General features: G+C 62.8%; 16 protein-coding genes. 7 read left to right on the plus strand and 9 right to left on the minus strand.

From position 1 onward, the window contains the following. The first annotated feature begins 65 nt into the window (after positions 1 to 65). Together KTQ42_RS06365 and KTQ42_RS06370 are read left to right on the plus strand one after the other, a co-directional pair. The gene (locus tag KTQ42_RS06365; RefSeq protein ID WP_217344748.1) at positions 66 to 497 is read left to right on the plus strand and encodes a thioredoxin family protein; all 432 of its coding nucleotides are present in this window, start codon (positions 66 to 68) and stop codon (positions 495 to 497) included. Positions 498 to 604: 107 nt separating this feature from the next. Continuing rightward, positions 605 to 1,060 carry an HAD domain-containing protein gene (locus KTQ42_RS06370; RefSeq protein WP_217344749.1) on the plus strand — a complete coding sequence of 152 codons (456 nt, stop codon included), beginning with the start codon at positions 605 to 607 and terminating at the stop codon, positions 1,058 to 1,060. 109 nt (positions 1,061 to 1,169) lie between these two features. Here the strand turns inward: KTQ42_RS06370 and KTQ42_RS06375 are convergent, their stop codons facing one another. Both KTQ42_RS06375 and KTQ42_RS06380 read right to left on the minus strand, forming a co-directional pair. Further along, positions 1,170 to 2,852: a hypothetical protein gene (locus KTQ42_RS06375; RefSeq protein ID WP_217344750.1), complete on the minus strand. Its 1,683-nt coding sequence runs from the start codon at positions 2,850 to 2,852 to the stop codon at positions 1,170 to 1,172. A 342-nt stretch (positions 2,853 to 3,194) separates the two neighbouring features. Further along, positions 3,195 to 5,759 (minus strand): mechanosensitive ion channel domain-containing protein, encoded by a 2,565-nt coding sequence (locus tag KTQ42_RS06380; RefSeq protein WP_217344751.1) that lies wholly within the window; start codon positions 5,757 to 5,759, stop codon positions 3,195 to 3,197. Between the two features lie 326 nt (positions 5,760 to 6,085). On the opposite strand from KTQ42_RS06380, the gene lpxO reads away from it, so the two are divergent. Continuing rightward, the gene (lpxO, locus tag KTQ42_RS06385) at positions 6,086 to 6,985 is read left to right on the plus strand and encodes a lipid A hydroxylase LpxO (protein WP_217344752.1); all 900 of its coding nucleotides are present in this window, start codon (positions 6,086 to 6,088) and stop codon (positions 6,983 to 6,985) included. Positions 6,986 to 7,543: 558 nt separating this feature from the next. Then, on the plus strand, positions 7,544 to 8,365 hold the full coding sequence (gene pepA, locus KTQ42_RS06390) for a flocculation-associated PEP-CTERM protein PepA (RefSeq protein ID WP_217344753.1): 822 nt from the start codon (positions 7,544 to 7,546) through the stop codon (positions 8,363 to 8,365). A 94-nt stretch (positions 8,366 to 8,459) separates the two neighbouring features. Here pepA and KTQ42_RS06395 read toward each other — a convergent pair whose 3' ends face one another. Then, positions 8,460 to 9,176: an SDR family oxidoreductase gene (locus KTQ42_RS06395; RefSeq protein ID WP_217344754.1), complete on the minus strand. Its 717-nt coding sequence runs from the start codon at positions 9,174 to 9,176 to the stop codon at positions 8,460 to 8,462. 38 nt (positions 9,177 to 9,214) lie between these two features. Next, positions 9,215 to 10,147, minus strand: coding sequence for an MYG1 family protein (locus tag KTQ42_RS06400; protein WP_217344755.1), 933 nt, complete (start codon positions 10,145 to 10,147; stop codon positions 9,215 to 9,217). Positions 10,148 to 10,295: 148 nt separating this feature from the next. On the opposite strand from KTQ42_RS06400, the gene KTQ42_RS06405 reads away from it, so the two are divergent. From KTQ42_RS06405 to KTQ42_RS06415, 3 genes are all read left to right on the plus strand, one after another. After that, positions 10,296 to 10,487 (plus strand): hypothetical protein, encoded by a 192-nt coding sequence (locus tag KTQ42_RS06405; protein WP_217344756.1) that lies wholly within the window; start codon positions 10,296 to 10,298, stop codon positions 10,485 to 10,487. An 88-nt stretch (positions 10,488 to 10,575) separates the two neighbouring features. After that, positions 10,576 to 10,962 (plus strand): DUF2946 domain-containing protein, encoded by a 387-nt coding sequence (locus KTQ42_RS06410; protein ID WP_217344757.1) that lies wholly within the window; start codon positions 10,576 to 10,578, stop codon positions 10,960 to 10,962. A 144-nt stretch (positions 10,963 to 11,106) separates the two neighbouring features. Then, positions 11,107 to 13,419, plus strand: coding sequence for a TonB-dependent receptor (locus tag KTQ42_RS06415; RefSeq protein ID WP_217344758.1), 2,313 nt, complete (start codon positions 11,107 to 11,109; stop codon positions 13,417 to 13,419). A gap of 37 nt (positions 13,420 to 13,456) precedes the next feature. Here KTQ42_RS06415 and KTQ42_RS06420 read toward each other — a convergent pair whose 3' ends face one another. The 5 genes from KTQ42_RS06420 to KTQ42_RS06440 form a co-directional block, all read right to left on the minus strand. Next, entirely contained in the window at positions 13,457 to 14,083 is a 627-nt protein-coding gene (locus KTQ42_RS06420; RefSeq protein WP_217344759.1) for a LysE family translocator, read from the minus strand. Between the two features lie 196 nt (positions 14,084 to 14,279). After that, positions 14,280 to 15,692 (minus strand): FAD-binding oxidoreductase, encoded by a 1,413-nt coding sequence (locus KTQ42_RS06425; protein ID WP_217344760.1) that lies wholly within the window; start codon positions 15,690 to 15,692, stop codon positions 14,280 to 14,282. 21 nt (positions 15,693 to 15,713) lie between these two features. Next, positions 15,714 to 16,727 carry a tripartite tricarboxylate transporter substrate binding protein gene (locus KTQ42_RS06430; RefSeq protein WP_249222665.1) on the minus strand — a complete coding sequence of 338 codons (1,014 nt, stop codon included), beginning with the start codon at positions 16,725 to 16,727 and terminating at the stop codon, positions 15,714 to 15,716. A 125-nt stretch (positions 16,728 to 16,852) separates the two neighbouring features. Further along, entirely contained in the window at positions 16,853 to 17,884 is a 1,032-nt protein-coding gene (locus KTQ42_RS06435) for a hydroxyacid dehydrogenase (protein WP_217344762.1), read from the minus strand. Further along, entirely contained in the window at positions 17,884 to 19,107 is a 1,224-nt protein-coding gene (locus tag KTQ42_RS06440; protein WP_217344763.1) for an alpha-hydroxy acid oxidase, read from the minus strand. The genes KTQ42_RS06435 and KTQ42_RS06440 overlap by 1 nt, the downstream gene beginning before the upstream one ends. Between the last annotated feature and the right edge of the window lie 9 nt (positions 19,108 to 19,116).

Consider the following 19,116-nt stretch of genomic DNA (forward strand, 5'->3'; position numbering starts at 1 on the left):
ACCGTGGGCGATGCGATTGGGCGGACGCCGGCCGGCAAGGCTTGCGTACGCTAAAATACCGGCCCATGAGCAGCCTGACCCTTCAGCATGACAATCGCAGCGAACTGCTGGACACGCTTTCCGGCGATGTCTGGTTCGTCGCCTGCCTGTGCGCGGCATGGTGCGATGTATGCCGCCAGTATCGACCCGCCTTCGAAGCGCTTGCCGAGCGCCATCCGGACAAGCATTTCATCTGGGTCGATGTCGAGGATGAAGCCGATATCGTCGGCGACTTCGATGTCGAAAACTTTCCCACCCTGCTGATCCAGCGCTGCGACACCGTTGCCTTTTTCGGCACCGTGCTGCCCGACGCCGGCCAGGCGCACCGCCTGGTCCAGGCGCAGGCGGCATTGTCGGACGACGAGCTGGCGGCTCAGGCGCAATCCTCGTCCGAACGCAGGCAATGGCAGCTTGACTACAACCTGCGCACCAGGCTGGCCGACTTCATCAACAGCTAGAGCAGACCGGCAATCGGCAATCGGCAATCGGCAATCGGCAGAAGACAACTTGACAACTGTATATGCATACAGTACCTTGGTGAGACTTTCGCTCATCGGGTCAGGATATGCGCATACTCTTTCTTGAATTCGACGGCGTGCTGCATCCGGCCAGCGCAACATCACGCCTGTCCCCATTTTCCCCGCTCAAAACCGGTGTCCAGCAGGCCTGGCTGTTTCGCTGGGCCTGGATACTGGACGAAATGCTGATGCGTCATCCGGATGTCGGCATCGTGGTCCATTCGCACTGGAAAGGCATTGCGCCCCAGCCGCAACTGGAGAGCCTGATCGGCCCGCTGGGCCGGCGCCTGATCGGCGTCACGCCGGGCCCGGAGCGCTGGCCGGGCATCGTTTCCATGGCCGAGGCCAACGGTCTGCGCAATTACCGCATCCTGGATGCGCGCGCCAATGCCTTCCCTCCCCGTCTCACGGAACTGATTGCCTGCGACCCGGAGGCCGGGCTGCGCGAATTCAGCGTGCTGCGGCAACTGCAGGCCTGGCTGCGCACGCCGCCGTTTCATTAAGCAGTTCCATGCCGGAACAAGCAGAAAAGTCAGGCATAAAAAAAGGCTGCACCTAGCGGGCAGCCTTTCCGGCATTCAAGCGCGCAGCCGAAGCTGCGCTGCAATGCGCTTAGTTCAGGTAGTCGCAATACTTCTGCACGCCATAGACCGGATCGCCGAATTCCCCATTGCTGCAGGCAATCGCGCCGGTGGCCGACTTGTACGAGAAGATATTGTTCGCGCCATAACGGACCTGGTGCGTGCCGCTGAAGCTGCAGGTACCGTTTTCGGTGGCGCAACGGGTCCAGGTCTGGGTGGTCGGCGCCGTTGTCGTGGTGGTGGTTGTAGTCGGCGCTGTCGTCGTGGTCGTGCTGGTCGTGGTGTCCGCATAGCCGCAGGTCTTCGCCACGCCATAGACAGGATCGCCGAAGACGCCGTTGCTGCAGCTGATCGAACCGGTTGCCGACTTGTAGGCGTAGGTGCCGTTGGCGCCATAGCGTACCTGGCGGGTGCCGCTGAACGAGCAGGTGCCATTCTCGACGGCGCAGGCGATCCAGTTGGTCACGGCCGACGTAGTCGACGGCGAGGTCGTGGTGGTTGTAGTGGTCGGCGCGGTGGTAGTCGGCGTTGTGGTGGTTGCAGCGGCTTCATAGGCGCCGATGTCGATGACGCCATTGACCGGGCGGGTCTCGCTGCCGGCGACATGCTTGTATTGCAGCGTTGGCGTGAGCGACAGGCCGGAAGCGCTGGTGCCCGGCGCGGAACCGGCGTTGATCGCCGGCGAACCGCTGGCCGGACGCAGGTCGTAGCCGGCGCGATCGACGAAGGCGGCCGACAGCGTGCGCAGGTTGGTACGGTCCACGGTGTTGGACTGGGTGCTGGCGGTACCGGTGCCGACAAACAGGTTGTTCTGCATCAGCACCGGGGTGGTGACGCCGCTGCCGACCATGATGAAGGTGCCGCGCGAGCTGTCTTCATTGAGGAAGGTATTGTTGATGACATACAGTTCCTGGCCGACATTGCTTGCGCCTTCTTCGCCAAAGGCCAGCAGCGACGGATTGTTGTTCCACGAAGGCTGCTGGATCACGTTGCCGATCACATACGCATTGCCTGCGTTGGGCAGGTCGATCTCGTAGCTGGGCTGGTTGACCGAGCTTGAGAAGCGGCTGTAGACGATGGTGTTGGTATTGGCGCGGGACTTGAGGTTATGGCCAACCTTGGCATCGTGGGAATAGCTGTTGCGAAACACCAGGCTGTTCACATGCCCGACATACAGGTTGTGGGAGTAGCCGTCGCCGTAACCGTTGCTGGCGAACTCGGTGTTCTCGATGACGATGTTGGAAACGCCATCGTTATTGGTCAGGATGCCATTCTCGTTATCGTGCAGGTAGCTGCCGCGCACGGTGAGGTCGCGTCCATCGAGGCGCAGCGCCGCGCCGTTGCGGTCGGCCACGGTGGCGCCGTACATTTCAACGTTTTCGATCACGGTGCCAGTGCCCTGCACCACCCAGATGCCCTTGCCCATGGAATTGGCGCCGTTGGCATTGATCTTCGGACGGCCATTGACGCCACGGATGGTCAGCCAGCTCCGACCAATGCCGCATACGTCGCCGTTATAGCTGCCGGCGGCATCGATTTCCACGGTGTCGCCATCAGCAGCCGCGGCAAACGCACGGCATGGAGTGGCAAAGGTTTTGCCGGGACCGACCTGCAGCGTTGCGGCAGAGGCTGAGGCGGACAGGAACAGGGTCAGAACAGCCGCAGCGGACAGCGCGGAGCGTCGGCAAGGCAGCGAAAAAAGAGAGGAGGACATGAATGTCTTTCTGAACGTTAACAAAAATTTCCCTAAATCAATACGTTGATATTGACATGAGGAAACGCCGGAAAGTTCATTCCTGTTAGAAATTATTTCCTATCTGTAGCAAAAATTACGCGCAAAATTTACCGAAAAACTATTTTATTTGCCAAATTACATGGAAATTTGGAAATAAATAAGCAAAAAGGCATGCGTTTGCATGCCTTTCGTGAAATTAAAAAGTGTCTGAGAAAATCAGTCCCCCGGTCTTTGGCTAGACGCCCTGCCGCAGGCAGTACGCGCAGTACGGCAAGCCGGCGCAACGACGCCGGAGAAAACTTGCCAGACACTCAAGGCCGCTCAGGCCTTTGGCGGGATTGGGCCCGGGTTCGCAGGACGGATCAAGCCATCCTCCCGAGCGGCCGGCGCGGCCGCCTCCTGCTCGGCCAGCGAGCCCGGCGGCAGGTCGGCAACCACGGGGGCGGCTGGTGCATCCGCCGGCTTTTCCGGCACGGCGCCAACGATTTCATTGTGGCGCAGCGCCTCATTGATTTCGGCCGTCATGTCGCTCTTGACCTCCATCCAGGCGTCCAGCGCATCGGTCCAGACCCGCAGCTCGAACTCAAGCTGGTCGATGCCGCGCCGAACGAACAGCACCTCCGGCGGCGGCGTCTGCAGTACGCTCTTGTGGCGACGCGCCACGCCCAGCACCAGCTCCCGGGCCCGGCTGACGTCGGCATCCAGCTTCAGCAACACCGACACCGAAATCTGCCGGCGGCCGCTCGATAGCGTCCAGTTGATGACCTTGTCGGAAATGAGCTTGCCGTTCGGGATGATGACTTCCGCGCCGGAAGTGCTCAGCACCACGCTGGCCCGTATGCCGATGCGCTGCACGCGTCCGGTCTGGCCGTCGATCTCGATGGTGTCGCCGACCTTGATCGGCCGCTCGAACAGCACGATCAGTCCGGAAATGAAATTGTTGACGATATTCTGCAGGCCGAAACCGATACCCACGCTGAATGCACCGGCCAGGATGGTGAACTTGGTCATGTCCACGCCCATCGCCCCCAGCGCGATCACGAAGCCTGACAGCAGCACCAGGTAATGCACCACGCGGTTGATGGCATACGGCAGGCCGCGCTCCAGGTACAGGTTGGGAAACACTTCCTCTTCCAGGATGAAGCGGGCCAGGCGGGAAAGCAGAAACGTGCCCCATATCGTCAGGATGAAGACCACGACGCTGCCGACCGAGGTTTCCAGGGAGCCCAGCGGCAGCTTGGCATTCCACAAGGCTTCGAGATGGTTCAGCAGCGGCGGTAGCAAGCCCAGCGCGCGCAGCGTCAGGCCGAGCCAGACGATGAAGGCCAGCCATTTCAGGAAGCGGTTGAAGCGGCTGGTCAGGAGCGGCGTGTGACGCTGCACCATGCCGAGATAGGACAGCGGCGGCACGCACAGCAAGGCATGCAGCAGGCCTTCGCCGACGCGCGTCAGCGCATGCGCGACCACGGCGCTGAAGGCGCTGAAGAAGGCGGTGGTGGTGAGCAGGTCGGCCAGGCGCACGTAACCCGCCAGATTGGCGGCCAGCGCCACCGAAAACACCAGCAGGCCGGGCCAGGCCCCCAGCCGCACCGCGCGCCATGCCGCTGTCGCGGTCCAGGGCGGTCCATCCGGCTTGCGGCGGGAGCGGCGCAGGGTCAGCACCAGCGCCAGCAGGAAGAAAATGATCTCGGCCAGCATCGCCCAGCGCCAGATCACCGGCAGGGGCGTCAGCACGCCGCGCAGCTTGTCGAGCACATAGAAGCCAACCACCACATACAGCACCGGATAAAGATGACGTTCGATCACCCGGCGCGAAAAGACCAGCGTCGGCAAGGCGCTGAACACGCCGCCGGCGATCCAGAACAGCCGCGGCGCGCGCGGGTAGAACCAGGCTGCCAGCAACAGGCTCAACAGCACCGCGCTGACGATGGGCATATCGAAAATCTTGCCGGTCCGCTTGAGGTTGCGATCGGTCTGGCTCAGCACCTGGACCTTGCTGCGGATCAGGTACAGCAGGCCGGCCAGCGCCACGAATGCCAGCGCATGAATGCCGAAGTTGCGCAGGTTGTTGCGCATGTAGGTGGCCAGGGCGAGGGTTTCACCCATGCCGCTGACACCGACATCCGGCAACTCGCGCGCATGCACATCGAGCGGATTGCTGAGCCAGATCGGCGGGCTGTCGGCATAGAACAGCCGCGCCGCCGCCTGCTCGCTGGCCTCGGCCAGCGCCTGGGTCGCCTGCGCCGCCCGGGAGCCGACTTCCGCGGACTGGCTTTGCAGGGCCAGCACGCGCGAACGCCGCTCCAGCACGGTTTTCCTGGTTCTGGCCACTTCCGCGGCGATTTCACGCACCCGCGCCATCACCGGCGCCGGCGCGGCGCCGGTGATGGCTGCCTCGCGGGTCGCGCTCCAGGTGGCGTCGAGCTTGTCGAGTTCGGCCAGATCGCGGTCGAGCTGGGATGCGGCGCGGGTCAGATCACGGGTGATCGCCGAGGAGCGATTTTCCAGATAGCGCCATTCGGCTTCCAGGCTGCGTATCGTTTCAAGCGGGGTATTGCGGGTCAGCAGACGCCGCATTTCCAGCGTGCGCACAGCCATGTCGCGTGCCAGAACGGGCAGTTCCTCGCTCGCGCTGTCGAGCTCATCCTGGGTACGGCTGCGGGCCTCGAAGCGCCGCACCAGCGCGCTCGCGGTTTCGGCTTCGACCGCCACGTCGGCCAGGGCGATCGGCGCCGGAGCTGGCGGCGCAGCGGGCGCGGCAGCTGGGGCGGCCGCTGCTGCCGGAGCGGCCGCCGGCGCGGCCTTGGCGCCTTGCGCGACGGCCGGGCGCATGCCCAGGGTCAGCAGGAAGGCCAGCAGCAGGGCCGCCAGCAATCCGGAAACCAATGGTGCACAGCAATAGCGTGACAGGAGGTGACGGAAAGGAAAGAAAGAAAACGGTTTTGGGGTCATCAAGGAAATTGCCTGACGTTATCAAGCCGGCATTGTAGCCACAGGTAACGATCAGGGGCTGCGAACGAATCAAGTATCGGCCACCTGCCTTCTCGGCAGGCCAGCGCTGTGGCTAACGCAATAACTCTTTGGCCTATAAAAATCTAAAAAAGCAACATTTGTTAGGAAAATTATTAAAAGGGTTAAAATCGCGCGTTCGGGTGCTCTGCCTCCACGGGCAAGTCCCTCCCTCTTACATCCTTGCCTATCCTGTTGCCGCCATGAAGTGGACCATCGTCGCCATCTATCTGCTGTCCATCCTGCACATCCATTTCCGTGGCAGGGTCAGGCTTCCTTTTTTCCGCCAGATCTTCGATCACTCGTCGTTCGTCTCTCCGCTCAATACCTTCATGCACATGTTTTCCGGCGTGCCGTCGACGCCGTATCTGCCGACCAATCAGTTCCCCGACCTGAAGCCGCTCCAGGAAAACTGGGAGATGATTCGTGGCGAAGCGCTGAACCTGATCGCCATGCAAAAGATCCGGGCAGCGGAAAAGAATGACGACGCCGGCTTCAATTCCTTCTTCAAGACGGGCTGGAAGCGTTTCTATCTGAAGTGGTACGACGCCAGCCACCCATCTGCCGAAGCCCTGTGCCCGAAGACGGTAGCCCTGCTGCGCCAGATACCCTCGGTCAAGGCCGCAATGTTTGCCGAACTGCCGCCAGGCGCCAAGCTCAACAGCCACCGCGACCCCTTCGCCGGCTCCCTGCGTTATCACCTGGGCCTGGTGACGCCGAATACCGACCGCTGTTTCATCGATGTCGATGGCCAGCGCTATAGCTGGCGCGACGGCGAGGCAGTGATCTTCGACGAAACCTTTCTGCACTGGGCCAAGAATTCCAGCGACGTCAACCGCATCATCCTCTTCTGCGATATCGAGCGGCCGATGCGCTACCGCTGGGCACAGAAAATCAACAAATGGCTGGGGCGCACGATCATGACCGCTGCCAGTTCGCCCAATGAAACAGGCGACCAGACCGGCGGCATCAACAAGGTGTTCCGCGTCTTCTGGCATGCAGGCCGCTACCGCCGCCGCTTCAAGGCCTGGAACCGCACCGTGTATTACATCGTGCGGGCGCTGCTGATTATCCTGATTGCAGCCTGGGTCATCCTCGGCTAGACGGGCGCACTTCCGCGGTACATCTCGCCGTATCAAGGCGCAGCATGCACGTGCTGCGCCATTGCTGACCTTCTTTTCTTGCGCAAACCCGCCTTCCGGGGCTGCGCGCTTTCCCCCACCCTATTGCGCTCCCCGCCGGACAAGCAAGTTGTCACCATGTGGCTCCAGCAAATGGACCAGCGCTCACGCTTTGCATACTGGAATTTTCGAAACTGAAACCACGAATATCTAGTCACTCAAGAAATTGTTAAAGGATTCACGACTCCACTAGGCTTTATGTGTAAATTTTTTCGACAATTTCCTTTTTACATATGGCTGTGACGAAGAAACAATTGAGTGCAGGCGACTATTTCAGGTGATTGGCAGCTGATAAACCCCCTTTCCATTGAAATTCAATGCCTTACTGAAACAATGCCGGTTTACTTTACATTCTCCGTCGGGAAATTCGACAGTGATTTGTAAACGATTGTTTTTTCAGGAAGTTCACGTTTGGCCCCTATCTTGCTTGTTACGCGGGAAGACGACAAGTCGCCCATGTAACAATTGATCGGAGAAAACATGAAACAAGCAACAAAAAGCATCCTGCTGGCAAGCGCACTGGCACTGAGCGCCGGCCTGGCTTCGGCACAGTCCTTCCCTGATTTTCAGGTCACCGAAAGCGCGGTTGCAGGTGCATTGGCCAACACCATCACGGCAGACAAGATCACCGGCAACTACGATGAAGTCATCACTTTCTCGGGTAACGCCTTCCAGGTCTCCCTGTTGTGGAATGCCGGCCAGTTCGTTGGCAACAATGGCGGCACGCCGGTGGCCTCCCAACTCGGTGCCGTAAGCCCCAACCAGTACGGCATGTATGCATTGTTCCAGGGTAACGGTACTGTCCAGCCCAGCACCGGCACCGGATCGACCTTCAATTTCGCACCTGGCGGCTCGCTGCGCATCTTCATCGATCCGAATTCGGACAGCCGCTTTGGCGCGCCAGGCACCGGCACCAGCGCCTTTGGCGTGACCAACGGCGGCGACGACTACCTGATCGCCACCGGCACGCCGACGTCCGGGCAGGGCACGCTGGATCCGACGCTGTCGACCTGCGGCGCCAGCAATGGCATCAACTGCGGCAGCTTCGGCGCATCGTCCTCGCTGAACCTGACTACGGCCGGCAGCCAGTACTTCACCAGCCCTAACCCCTTCTATAACATCTCGTTCCAGTCGGGCCAGTTGAACAATTTCTCGGCTACCGGCACGCAGCGCATCAACGGCTCGCTGGATGTGATCTTCGGCGGCGGCGGCAGCCAGGTTCCGGAACCGGCTACGGTTGCACTGCTCGGCCTGGGCTTCCTGGGCTTCGGTCTGGCGCGTCGCAAGGCCCGCAAGGCCTGATTCCCGCTTTCCCGCCGGGCTGGAAGAAAAATGCCTGCTTGAAAAGCAGGCATTTTTTATAGTGGCAGCGTCGACAGACTTCAGAAGTTCAAGGTCAGACGTCGCGCAGGTCGGCCACTGGCTGCTTGCCGAAATCGTCACTCAGCAGGAAGCGCAGCAGCTTGCGGGCGCAATCGGCTGGCGAGTCCAGCTGGCCTTCCCGCTTCAATGCCTCGAAACGCTCGCGCAATGGGAAACTGGCGAGGTCGCTGGCCCTGATCTGCGCCTGCATGTCGGTATCGATCACGCCGGGAGCCAGGCTGCAGATACGCAGCCCCGGTGCCACGTCCAGTGCAGCCGCGCGGGCGTGGTTGTCCAGAGCGGCCTTTCCAGCGCAATAGACTGCCCAGCCCGGATAGCCATTGCGTCCTGCGCCGCTCGACACATGCAGCACCCGACGTTCCGCGGCCGGCAATGCAGCCACTGCGGCGGCCAGCATCAGCGGCGCAGCGACATTGAGCGAAATGGCACGCGCCACCTCGTCAGGAGCCTGCGCTGCGATCGGCCCGACCGGCTGCAACATGCCGGCATTGTTGATCAGCAAAACCGTCCCGGCACCTGCCGCGAAGCTTGCGAGCCGGTCGCCGGCCAGCCACGCGGCCAGGGCCGCCGTGTCGGACAGATCCAGTTCCACCTGGTCAAGACCCTGGGCTGCCGGTCCCTTGTTGCGGGACAGTGCCAGAGTGGAGATGCCTTGCGCCGCCAGTTCTGCCGCAATCGCCGCCCCGAGGCCACGGCTGTGCCCGGTCAAAACAGCCTTTACCTTATCCATCAGCTTCCTTTCCGCTTGTCGGCGATGAAGATCAAGCGTCAGGCATCAAGCGCCTGACGCGCCATGGTGAGAACGCCATCCCAGGACTTGCAGGCGGCGATGAAGAGATTGTTATGGCAGAACACCGCATCCGGCACGCCGGTGGCCGTTGCCAGTTCCTCGCCCTGCAGGCCGGCCCAGTGCCGGGGAAGATCCTTGCGCGCGTCGAAGCTTTCGGGGGCGCTTGGCACGGTATGCAGCATGTAGCGCTGCTCGGCCATGCTATGGCTGATCACAAACAGCACCTGCGGCATTTCATTGCGCACGATGGACGCCCACGGCAGCGCGCTGTTTTCAAGGAACAGCAGACGGCCGTCATCCATACGCTGCGACTGGCGCACCTGCTGTACCGCCAGCAACGCGCCCACCCGGTACAGCACGCCATTGCGCAGGATATCGGTGGCAATGTCCATCGCGCGCCGGAAGCGCGACATTCTCATGGCGTCTGCCGCCTCGGCGCTGCCGGCCGCCTGTTCATCCAGCCAGCCTGGATTGAAGCCGGAAATAATCGCCGACAAGCCATAGCTGCCTGGCGCGTTTTTGGCGGCGCCCGTATCGGACATGTCGAGGTATTGCACCAGGTCCGCATCGATAGCGTGGGCGATTTCCGTTGCCTGCGTCTGGCTCAGGGCGTGGCCAGCCTGCTCGGCCACCAGACTGACGCAGCGCGGGCCGTATTCCTTCCAGACCAGTCCGGCGCTTGCATACACGACGCCGGAAGCGCGCGCTCCCTGGAAACCCTTCTGGTGATGATCGAACCGCCCCTTTTCCGGATCCCAGACACCGCCGACATCAATGGCGAAATCGGCGCGGGCAATGACTGCCGGGTCGCGGGTGCGCAGCAGTTCGCTGCCCGGGAACATCAGGTTGAGCACGGCTGCAGCCCAGACATCGTCTGCATGGAATTTTCCGGAGTGTGTTGCGATGATCATTAATTGCGCCAGGTGAGATGGGAGAAACTTTTTTCAAAGCCGCACATTTTACCGGTCGCAGGCCGAAACAGGGCGACGCAGCGCAATACCGGCTCCGGCGCCGGCATTACAATGGACCAATTACCGCCATGCCGATAGGGAGATGCCCGTGAAACCCGTGATCATACTAATGATTCTTGCTGCTGTTGCCGGCTGCTCCTCCATACGCGGCAAGCCTTACCAGGCCAGCGATACAACCGCGTCCAATGGCGCTGCTTCCTCCCACGAGGGCCCGACCCAGCGCAGCACGCAGCGCATGTTCAATCCGGACGGCAGCCTGGGCACGTATTTCGGCACCTAAGTCAACATCATTCCCGGCCCCTCCTCTCAACCGGATTTAACCATCTGTTAAAATCTTAACAATGGTAAAAAGGAAATTGCAACGCGCCGTGGCCGTCTGGCTGGCCATCTTCGCGGTCGTCATCGCTTCGGTGGCGCCGGCAATTTCCCATGCTCTTGCCCAGCCCGCTTCGTCCCACCATGCGCAGCTTCGCAGCGCCGCCGAAGACGGTGCGGACGAAGACGTCTGCGGTACCGACGCCGACACGGCCGACATGCATGCCGGCAGCCACGCTCCAAACACGCCTTCCGCACTGCACCTCGAACACTGCCCCTTCTGCCATCTGCATGCCGACGCGCTGCAGGTGCCCTTCGTTTCCATCCCCGTTCTTCCCTCCGCCAGCAAGCCGGCAAGGCCTTTGCTGTTCTTCCTGGCACCCTCGCTGCTGCATGCCTGGCGCAGCGCCCAACCCAGGGCGCCGCCGGCAGTCTGCTGACCTGACCTCGTTGCGCCGGGTACGCCATGCGTTGCCCGGACGAGCATGCGCTGGCCGAAGGCAATGATTGCCCGGCCGGCGCCATTCGCATGCCGCCCGCACTCCGGGCGGCCTCAGCAGCTACTGGACGAACTGGAATCCATCATGAAATACCTGACATTGCGGCCTGCGGCTGCAACCCTGGCCTGCCTGGGCGCCTTGCATGCGCAGGCAGACGACCAGACGCTGCCCGCGGTCACCATCGAATCGCCGGCAATGCCTGCGCCCCGCGCCCAGCCCGGACACACAATGGAAAGCGTGACAGCCCAGCAGGCGGCGCAGACCATCAATGCCATCAATACCGAAGACCTGTTGAAATACCAGCCAAGCATCCTGCTGCGCAAGCGCTATATCGGCGACACCCAGGCGCCGATGGCAACCCGGACCACCGGCATCAACGCCAGCGCGCGCAGCCTGGTCTATGTCGACGGCATTCTTCTCTCGGCCCTGGTCAACAACAATAACCAGAATGGCTCGCCGCAATGGTTCATGGTGTCGCCAGGCGAGATCGAACGCATCGATACCCTGTACGGCCCCTACTCGGCGGCTTACCCGGGCAATTCCTATGGCGCAGTGACCGAGATCACCACCAGGCAGCCGACTGGTTTCGAAGCCGACGCCAGGGTAAGCCTGGCGAGCCAGAACTTCAGCCTCTATGGCCAGAGCGACCGTTACCCGGCAACCCAGGCCAGCGTCAGCCTGGGCGACCGCAGCGGGCCCTGGTCATGGCGCATGGCATTCCAGCATCTCAACAGCTTCAGCCAGCCGGTGACCTACCTGACCGCCACGCAGTCGAGCCAGCCGGCGGGCGCGGCCACGGCCATTTCCGGCGCCATCCGGGACCGTAACCGCGCTGGCGCGCCGATACAGATCCTCGGCGCCGCCAGCCTGACCCACACCGTGCAGGACAGCGCGACATTGAAGCTCATTTACGACCTGCCCGCAGGGGTGCGCGCCGCCTACACCCTGGGCTACTGGCAGAACAATGCGCAGGGCACGGCGTCGTCCTTTCTGCGGGATGGAAACGGGCAGCCCTACTATGGCGCAGCGACAGGCAGCGTGGCGCTGAACGGCAATACCTACAGCGCCGCAACCTTGCGCGGCCTGTTCTCGGCCACCATCACGGAACAGACGCACTGGGTACAGGGTGCCTCGCTGCGTTCCAGCCGCGAACAGGCGTTCACCTGGGAAGTGCATGCCAGCGACTTCAGCTATGGCAAAGACCTGACCCGCACATCAACCGGCGCTTACGGCCGGCCCGATGCGCCCGGACGCATGACCGACGCCAGCGGCACCGGCTGGAGCACGCTCGACTTCAGCGGCGGATGGCGTGCGCCGGCAGGTGCGCGCCATCGCCTGACCTTCGGCGCCCACCTGGACCGTTACCGCCTCGACAGTCCCACCTATGCCACCGCGCAGTGGGAAAACGGCGCCGCCGGCGCGCGTACCGGCGACGCCCGCGGCAGCACACTGACGCAGGCGCTGTGGCTGCAGGATGTATGGCAGATCGCGCCGTCCCTGACGGCGTCGGCGGGCGGCCGCTATGAGCGCTGGCGCGCCTATGACGGCTACAACCTGTCCAGCACGGCCAGCGGCGCGCTGTTTCCGATTGATCAGCCCAACGTGCGCCATGCAGGCTTCTCGCCCAGGTTCTCGCTTGCCTGGCAGGCGTTGCCGCAATGGTCGGCAACAGCCTCGCTGGCCAGGGCGCTGCGCTTTCCGACGGTGGGCGAGCTGTATCAGAGCATCCAGACCGGCACCACCTCCACCCAGGCCAACCCCTTCCTGAAACCCGAGGAAGTGCGCTCGGCGGAACTGGCGCTGGAACGCAGCAATACCGATGGCAGGCTGCGCCTGTCGCTGTTCGGGGAACTGGTCGACGATGCCCTGGTGGCGCAGACATCCACCATCGCCGGCATCGCCTTGCCGCTGTCCTTCGTGCAGAACCTGGACCGCACCCGCCAGCGCGGCATTGAAGTGGTTGCCGAGCAGCGCAACGTCTGGGCACGCGGCCTCGACCTGTCGGCCAGCATGACTTATGTGGATGCGAAGATCGTCGCCAACAGCAGCTATGCACCCACCGCCGCGGGCGCCACCTCGGTTGGAAAGCGCACGCCGTATGTGCCGGCCTGGCGCGCCACTGCGGTAGCGACCTGGCGCCCCGACGAACGATGGAGCCATACGCTGGCAGCGCGCTACAGCAGCAGGGTCTATGCAACAGTAGACAACACCGACATCAATCCCGCCACTTACCAGGGCTTTCAAGGCTATCTGGTGCTGGATGCCAGGGTGCAGTACAAGCACGACAGGCACTGGACCGTGGCTGCCGGCGTCGACAACATCAACAACCGCAAGTACTTCCTGTTCCATCCCTTCCCGCAACGGACCGTGTTTGCCGAACTCAGGTACCGCTACTGAAGCAGCTGCAGCATCAAGCTGGTCGCCGGGATGATCTTCATCGGCCGGCGATCAGCTTCAGTCCCAGCCCGATGAAGATCATCCCGGCGATGCGGTCGAGCCACAGCGGCGCTCCTGGCCGCCGCTGCAGCCACTGCCCGATGCTGCCGGAAAAATAACCCAGGGCGCCGAACAGCACCGCGGCCTGCAGGGTGAAGGTCAGGCCCAGCTGCACCGTCTGCAGGACCACACGGCCATGCTCGGCAATCACGAACTGGGGCAGGAAGGAAAGAAAGAACAGCACGACCTTGGGATTGATCGCATTGGCAAACAGGCCTTTTGCAAACAGGGCGCGCAATGGCAATGCAGGCCCGGCGACCGTTCCGACCTGGGCGGCGCCGCGGCTGCGCAGCGCCTGTACGCCCAGCCACAGCAGGTACACGCCGCCCGCCACCTTCAATGCGCCGAAGGCCATCGGCGAGGCCGCGATCAGCCCGCTGATGCCGACCGCGGCAAGCAGCGTATGGCTCAGGCATCCAAGCGCGCAGCCCAGACCGAACACCATGCCCTGCCTGCGTCCCCGCGACATTCCGAAGCCAAGAACCATCAGGTTGTCCGGACCGGGAGACGCGGTGATCAGGATGGCCGCGGCAAGGAAGGCGAGGAACTGTTCAGGCGTGAGCATGGATCGTGGGCGCAGGGAATCGGAGCAGCATGATACCTCGCGTGCGATGGATCGCAACGGGCCGCGTCGGCATCAGTGGCACTGGAAGCAATGCCAGCGACAGGCGCTTGTGCCCTGTCTTCCTGTTCCATGCAGGCTCGCAGCGGCTTGCTGACAGGCCGCTGACTCAGCGCGCCAGGCTCTCAGGCCCTCAAGTTCAAAGGACCTTTCCCGGGTTCATCAGGTCATGCGGATCGAGCGCCTTCTTTATCGTCATCATCAGGCCCAGTTCAACATCCGACTTGTAACGCCTGATCTCGTCGCGCTTGAGCATGCCCAGACCATGTTCGGCGGAGATCGAGCCGCCAAACCGCACGGTGCTGTCATGCACCACCTGATTGATCGCCTCCTGGTGCAGGATGAAGTCTTCGTCCGCCATCGCTTCCGGCGCCGAGACGTTGTAGTGAAGATTGCCGTCACCGAGATGGCCGAAGGTCACCATCCGGCATCCGGGAACGGCCTGCTGCAGCAGCGCGTCCGTCTGGCCGATGAACTCGCCGATCGACGAAATCGGCACCGACACATCATGCTTGACATGCTTGCCCTCGGCCGCCTGGGCCAGGGTGATGTGTTCCCTGAGGCTCCACAGCGCCCTGGACTGCGCAATCGACGAAGCAACGATCGCATCGCACAGCACTTCCTTTTCCATTGCCTCTTCCACCAGCGCTTCCAGCATGGCGGTGGCATGCTCTTCCGACTCGCTATCGGAAATCTCTAGCAGCACATACTGCGCATAGTCTTCCGAGAAGCCGGTGCGCATCTGCGGAAAATGTTTGGTCACCAGGGCCAGGCTGAATGCCGACATCAGCTCGAATCCCGTCAGGCTGGCGGCGCAGGTGGCTTGCGCCATCGTCAGCAGGCGCAGCGCATCTTCCGGCGTATCCACGCCCACCATGGCGGTGACCTGTACCCTGGGCTGGGGAAAGAGCTTCAGCACGGCGGCGGTGATGATGCCCAGCGTGCCTTCGGCGCCGATGAAGAGATTGCGCAGGTCATAGCCCGTATTGTCCTTGCGCAGCCCGCGCAAGCCATCCCAGACCTTCCCGTCCGCCGTCACGACTTCGAGCCCGAGGCACAGGTCGCGCATGCTGCCATAGCGCAGCACGGCGGTGCCGCCGGCGTTGGTGGCGAGGTTGCCGCCGATGGTGCAGCTGCCTTCTGCGGCCAGCGACAGGGGAAACAGCCGTTCCGCATTGCTGGCCGCGTTCTGCACCTCCTCCAGTATGCTGCCGGCTTCCACCGTGATGGTGTTGTTGACGAGGTCGATGGCGCGGATGCGGTTCATGCGCTTCAACGACAGCACGACCGCGTTTCCGGTACGGTCAGGCACGCTGCCCACAACCAGGCCGGTGTTGCCTCCCTGCGGCACCACCGGCACCCTGGCCTCGGCGCACAGGGCAATGACAGCCGCGACCTGCTGCGTATCGGCCGGGCGCAGCACCGCGGCTGCATTGCCGGTAAACCGGCCGCGCCAGTCGGTCAGATACGCCGCCATGTCTTCAGGCGCGGTAATCACCTGCTCGGGCCCGAGGATGCCGCGACAGGCTTGCAGGAAGTCATGACTGGTCATTGCGCTTTGCTCCTCATCCAATTATTTATCGCCCCAGGGCATCTCTTTCCAGAGCTTCTGGAACTGCTCATCGCTTTCCTTCAGCTCGGCTTCATAACGGTCTGGCGGCAGGTAACGCACCGGCGCGTAGGCCTGCATTGCCTTCTTCTGGAATTCCGGATTGGCGATGGCCTTCTCGGTAGCGGCCACGAGGCGGCTGCGGATCTCGGGCGGCAGGCCCTTGGGCGCCGCCAGGCCGCGCAGCGAGACCAGGTTGATGTCGTAGCCCTGCTCCTTGAAGGTGGGCACGTCCGGCGCCAGTGGATTGCGTGCCGCGCTCATCACGCCGAGGTGGCGCAAGGGCGTGCCGGCCTTCGCAAACTGCTGCGCTTCGCCGATATTGATCGCCGCCACATCGATCTGCTGCCCCTGCGCCGCGGTGCGCACTTCCGATGCGCCCTTGTATGGCACATGGATCATCTGCACGTTCGCAATCTTCTGGAACAGCAGCATGGCAAGATGATCGTCCGAGCCGGTGCCGGTGGTTCCCACGCTGATCTTTCCGGGCGTGGCCTTCGCCTGCTTCGCCAGCTCCTGCAGGGACTTGATCGGGCTGTCGGTATGCACCGAGAAGTTGCCGGGGTCGTCCACGATATTGCCGAGCAGGTCGAAACTGCGCCAGGTGAATGTCGACTTGCGCTCGATCGGGATCGTCAGCACATTGGGCGTATTGATCAGGCCGATGGTGTAGCCATCAGGCGCGGAGCGGGCAAGCTCGCTGAAACCGATCGCACCGCCAGCGCCCGGCTTGTTGGAGACGACGATCCTGGCATTGTTGCCCAGTTCCTTTTCGATGAAGGGCGTGAGCAGCCGCACCACCATGTCCGACCCGCCACCCGCTGCATAGGCGACGATCAGATTGATGGGCTTGCCGGGATAGGCGCCTGCGTCGGTCGCCGCGCTGATGGCGGTCGCCAGCGCTGCCGCGATGGCGACCAGCGGGGCCAGCATGACGGCCAAGGGCTTGCGCTTGAATGCGTACTGTTGCCTGGACATGGTTTGTCTCCTTCTCCATTGGGATATGGGATGCATGGTTTTGATGAAGGCCGGGCGATCCGCCAGGCTTTCATGGTTTGGTAAAACAAGGCATGTCCTGTTCAGGTGGGACATGCGCCGGGTGGCTACAGCAGGGCTTGCCTGAAGCGTTTCGTGTACACGGGCCAGACTTCGGGATTGACGAGGCGCGGCGGCTTCTCGCCCCCGGCCAGCAAGGCAATCTGCTCGGCGGCGACTTTTGCAATGTTGTAGCGCGCCTCGTGCGACACCCCGGCGGTGTGGTGAGTCGCGACGACATTGCCCATGCCAAGCAGGGGATGATCGGCAGGCGGCGGCTCGACGCTCCATACATCCAGGCCGGCGCCCCGCAGGTGCCCTGCCTGCAGCGCTTGCGCCAGCGCGGCTTCATCATGGATGCCGCCGCGCGCCGTGGTGATGAACAGCGCACCCGGCTTCATCGCCTTGAAGGCGGCGGCATCGAACATGCCCACCGTTTCCTTGTTGCGCGGGCAGTGCAGCGAGACGATATCGCAACGGGCCAGCAGTTCATGCATAGGCACCGGAACGGCACCCCGCTGCTCGATCTCCTGCGCACTCAGGTAGGGATCGGTGGCAAGGATGGTCATGTTGAAGGCCCGGGCCAGGCTTGCCATGCGCGTGCCGATATGCCCCATCCCCACCAGGCCGAGCACCTTGCCGCTGATGTCGCTGCCCATCACGTCTTCCCGGCTGAACCGCTCGCCGCTGCGCAGCCGGCGGTCCTGCTCGCAGAGCCGCCTGGAAACGGCGATCATCATGCCGAAGGCTTGCTCCGCCACGGACATCGCATTGCCGCCGGCCTGGTTCACCACCGCCACGCCGGCCTTCGTGCAGGCCTCGACATCGATGGTGTCGTAGCCGGCGCCCGACGAGGACACGCACAGCAGTTTCGGGCAGCGCTGCAGCAGTTCGTCCGTGACATGCCACCGTGCAGGCAGATCGTCGCGCGATGCCATCAAGTGGTACACATGCGCCTGCGCCAGCTTGCTCCAGCCGTCCTCGTCGGCGCCGGCGATGGCAAACACATCGAGATCCACGCCGGGATGACGGCCAAGGAGTTCGTCGAAAATCGGATTGGTCCAGGTGCCGGATCGCACCACCTTGAGTTTGACTGTCATTACGCTGCCCTTTCGTCAGTAGCGATGTTCTGGATGGAAGCCGCTTGCCGCTCCAGGGAGACAAGCCGGTCCATCGTCATTTCATTGAGCCCGCAAATTCCCAGCATTGCCATGTTCCGGGAGACTTCTTCCTTCAGCAGCGCGATGCCGTGGGCAACGCCGGCCTTGCCAGCCACCGCGGCGGCATAGGCGAAAGGCCGCCCGACAAAGGCAAGCCGGGCGCCCAGCGCAAGCGCCTTCAGCACATCCGAGCCGCGGCGCACGCCGCTGTCGATCATGACCGGCGTGGTGCCGGCCGCCTCGACGATCTGCTGCAGTACGAGCAGAGGGGCGACGCTGCCGTCGAGCTGCCGGCCGCCATGGTTCGACACGATGATGCCGTCCACGCCAACGCGGCATGCCATCGCCGCATCGGCCCTGCTCAGCACGCCCTTGATCACCAGCGGCCCCTGCCACAGGCTGCGGATCAGTTTCAGGTGTTCCCAGGTGAAGTGCCCGCGGTCGGAAAAATCCCGCACCACATTGGACGACAGGATGGGCGCGCCGCGCGTGGCGTAGTTGTTCTCGAAATGCGGCATCCCATGCCGGACAAGAGTCCGTGCAAAGGTGCCAAGCAGCCAGGACGGCCGCGACAGGCCATCCCATGCAAGACGCAGGCTCGGGCGCAATGGCGTTGAAAATCCGGTGCGCACATTGTTTTCCCGATTGGCCTGCGTTGGCGTATCGACCGTGATGACCAGGGTCTTGAAGCCGGCCAGCGCAACGCGGGCAATCAGCGCCTTGATCTGCGGCAGCTGGCCCGGAAGATAGGCCTGGAACCACGCACTGCCGGACACCTTGGCCACCTCCTCCAGCGGAATCAGCGACGAGCCGCTCATGATCATCGGCACCCTGGCCTCGTCGGCCGCCTGTGCGAGCACGATATCGCCGCGGTAGGAGGTCAGCGCGCTCAGCCCCATCGGTGCAATGCCGATCGGCGCAGCATAGGTTTCGCCGAACAGCGTCAGCGATTGGGAGCGCTTCGATACATCCACCATCACCCTGGGCACGAAGGCATAGCGGCCATAGCTCTGTTCATTCAGCCCGAGCGATGCATTTCTCTCCGCGGCGCCGGCGATATAGCCGAACAGGGGCCTTGGCAGGTGCCGCCTGGCTTCGGCTTCGAAGTCATCCAGGCAAAGCACCGAACGCAAGCGGCGCGTCGACATGCTTGTGTTTTTCATGATGATGGT

The organism is Noviherbaspirillum sp. L7-7A (assembly GCF_019052805.1).
GTDB lineage: Bacteria > Pseudomonadota > Gammaproteobacteria > Burkholderiales > Burkholderiaceae_D > Noviherbaspirillum_A.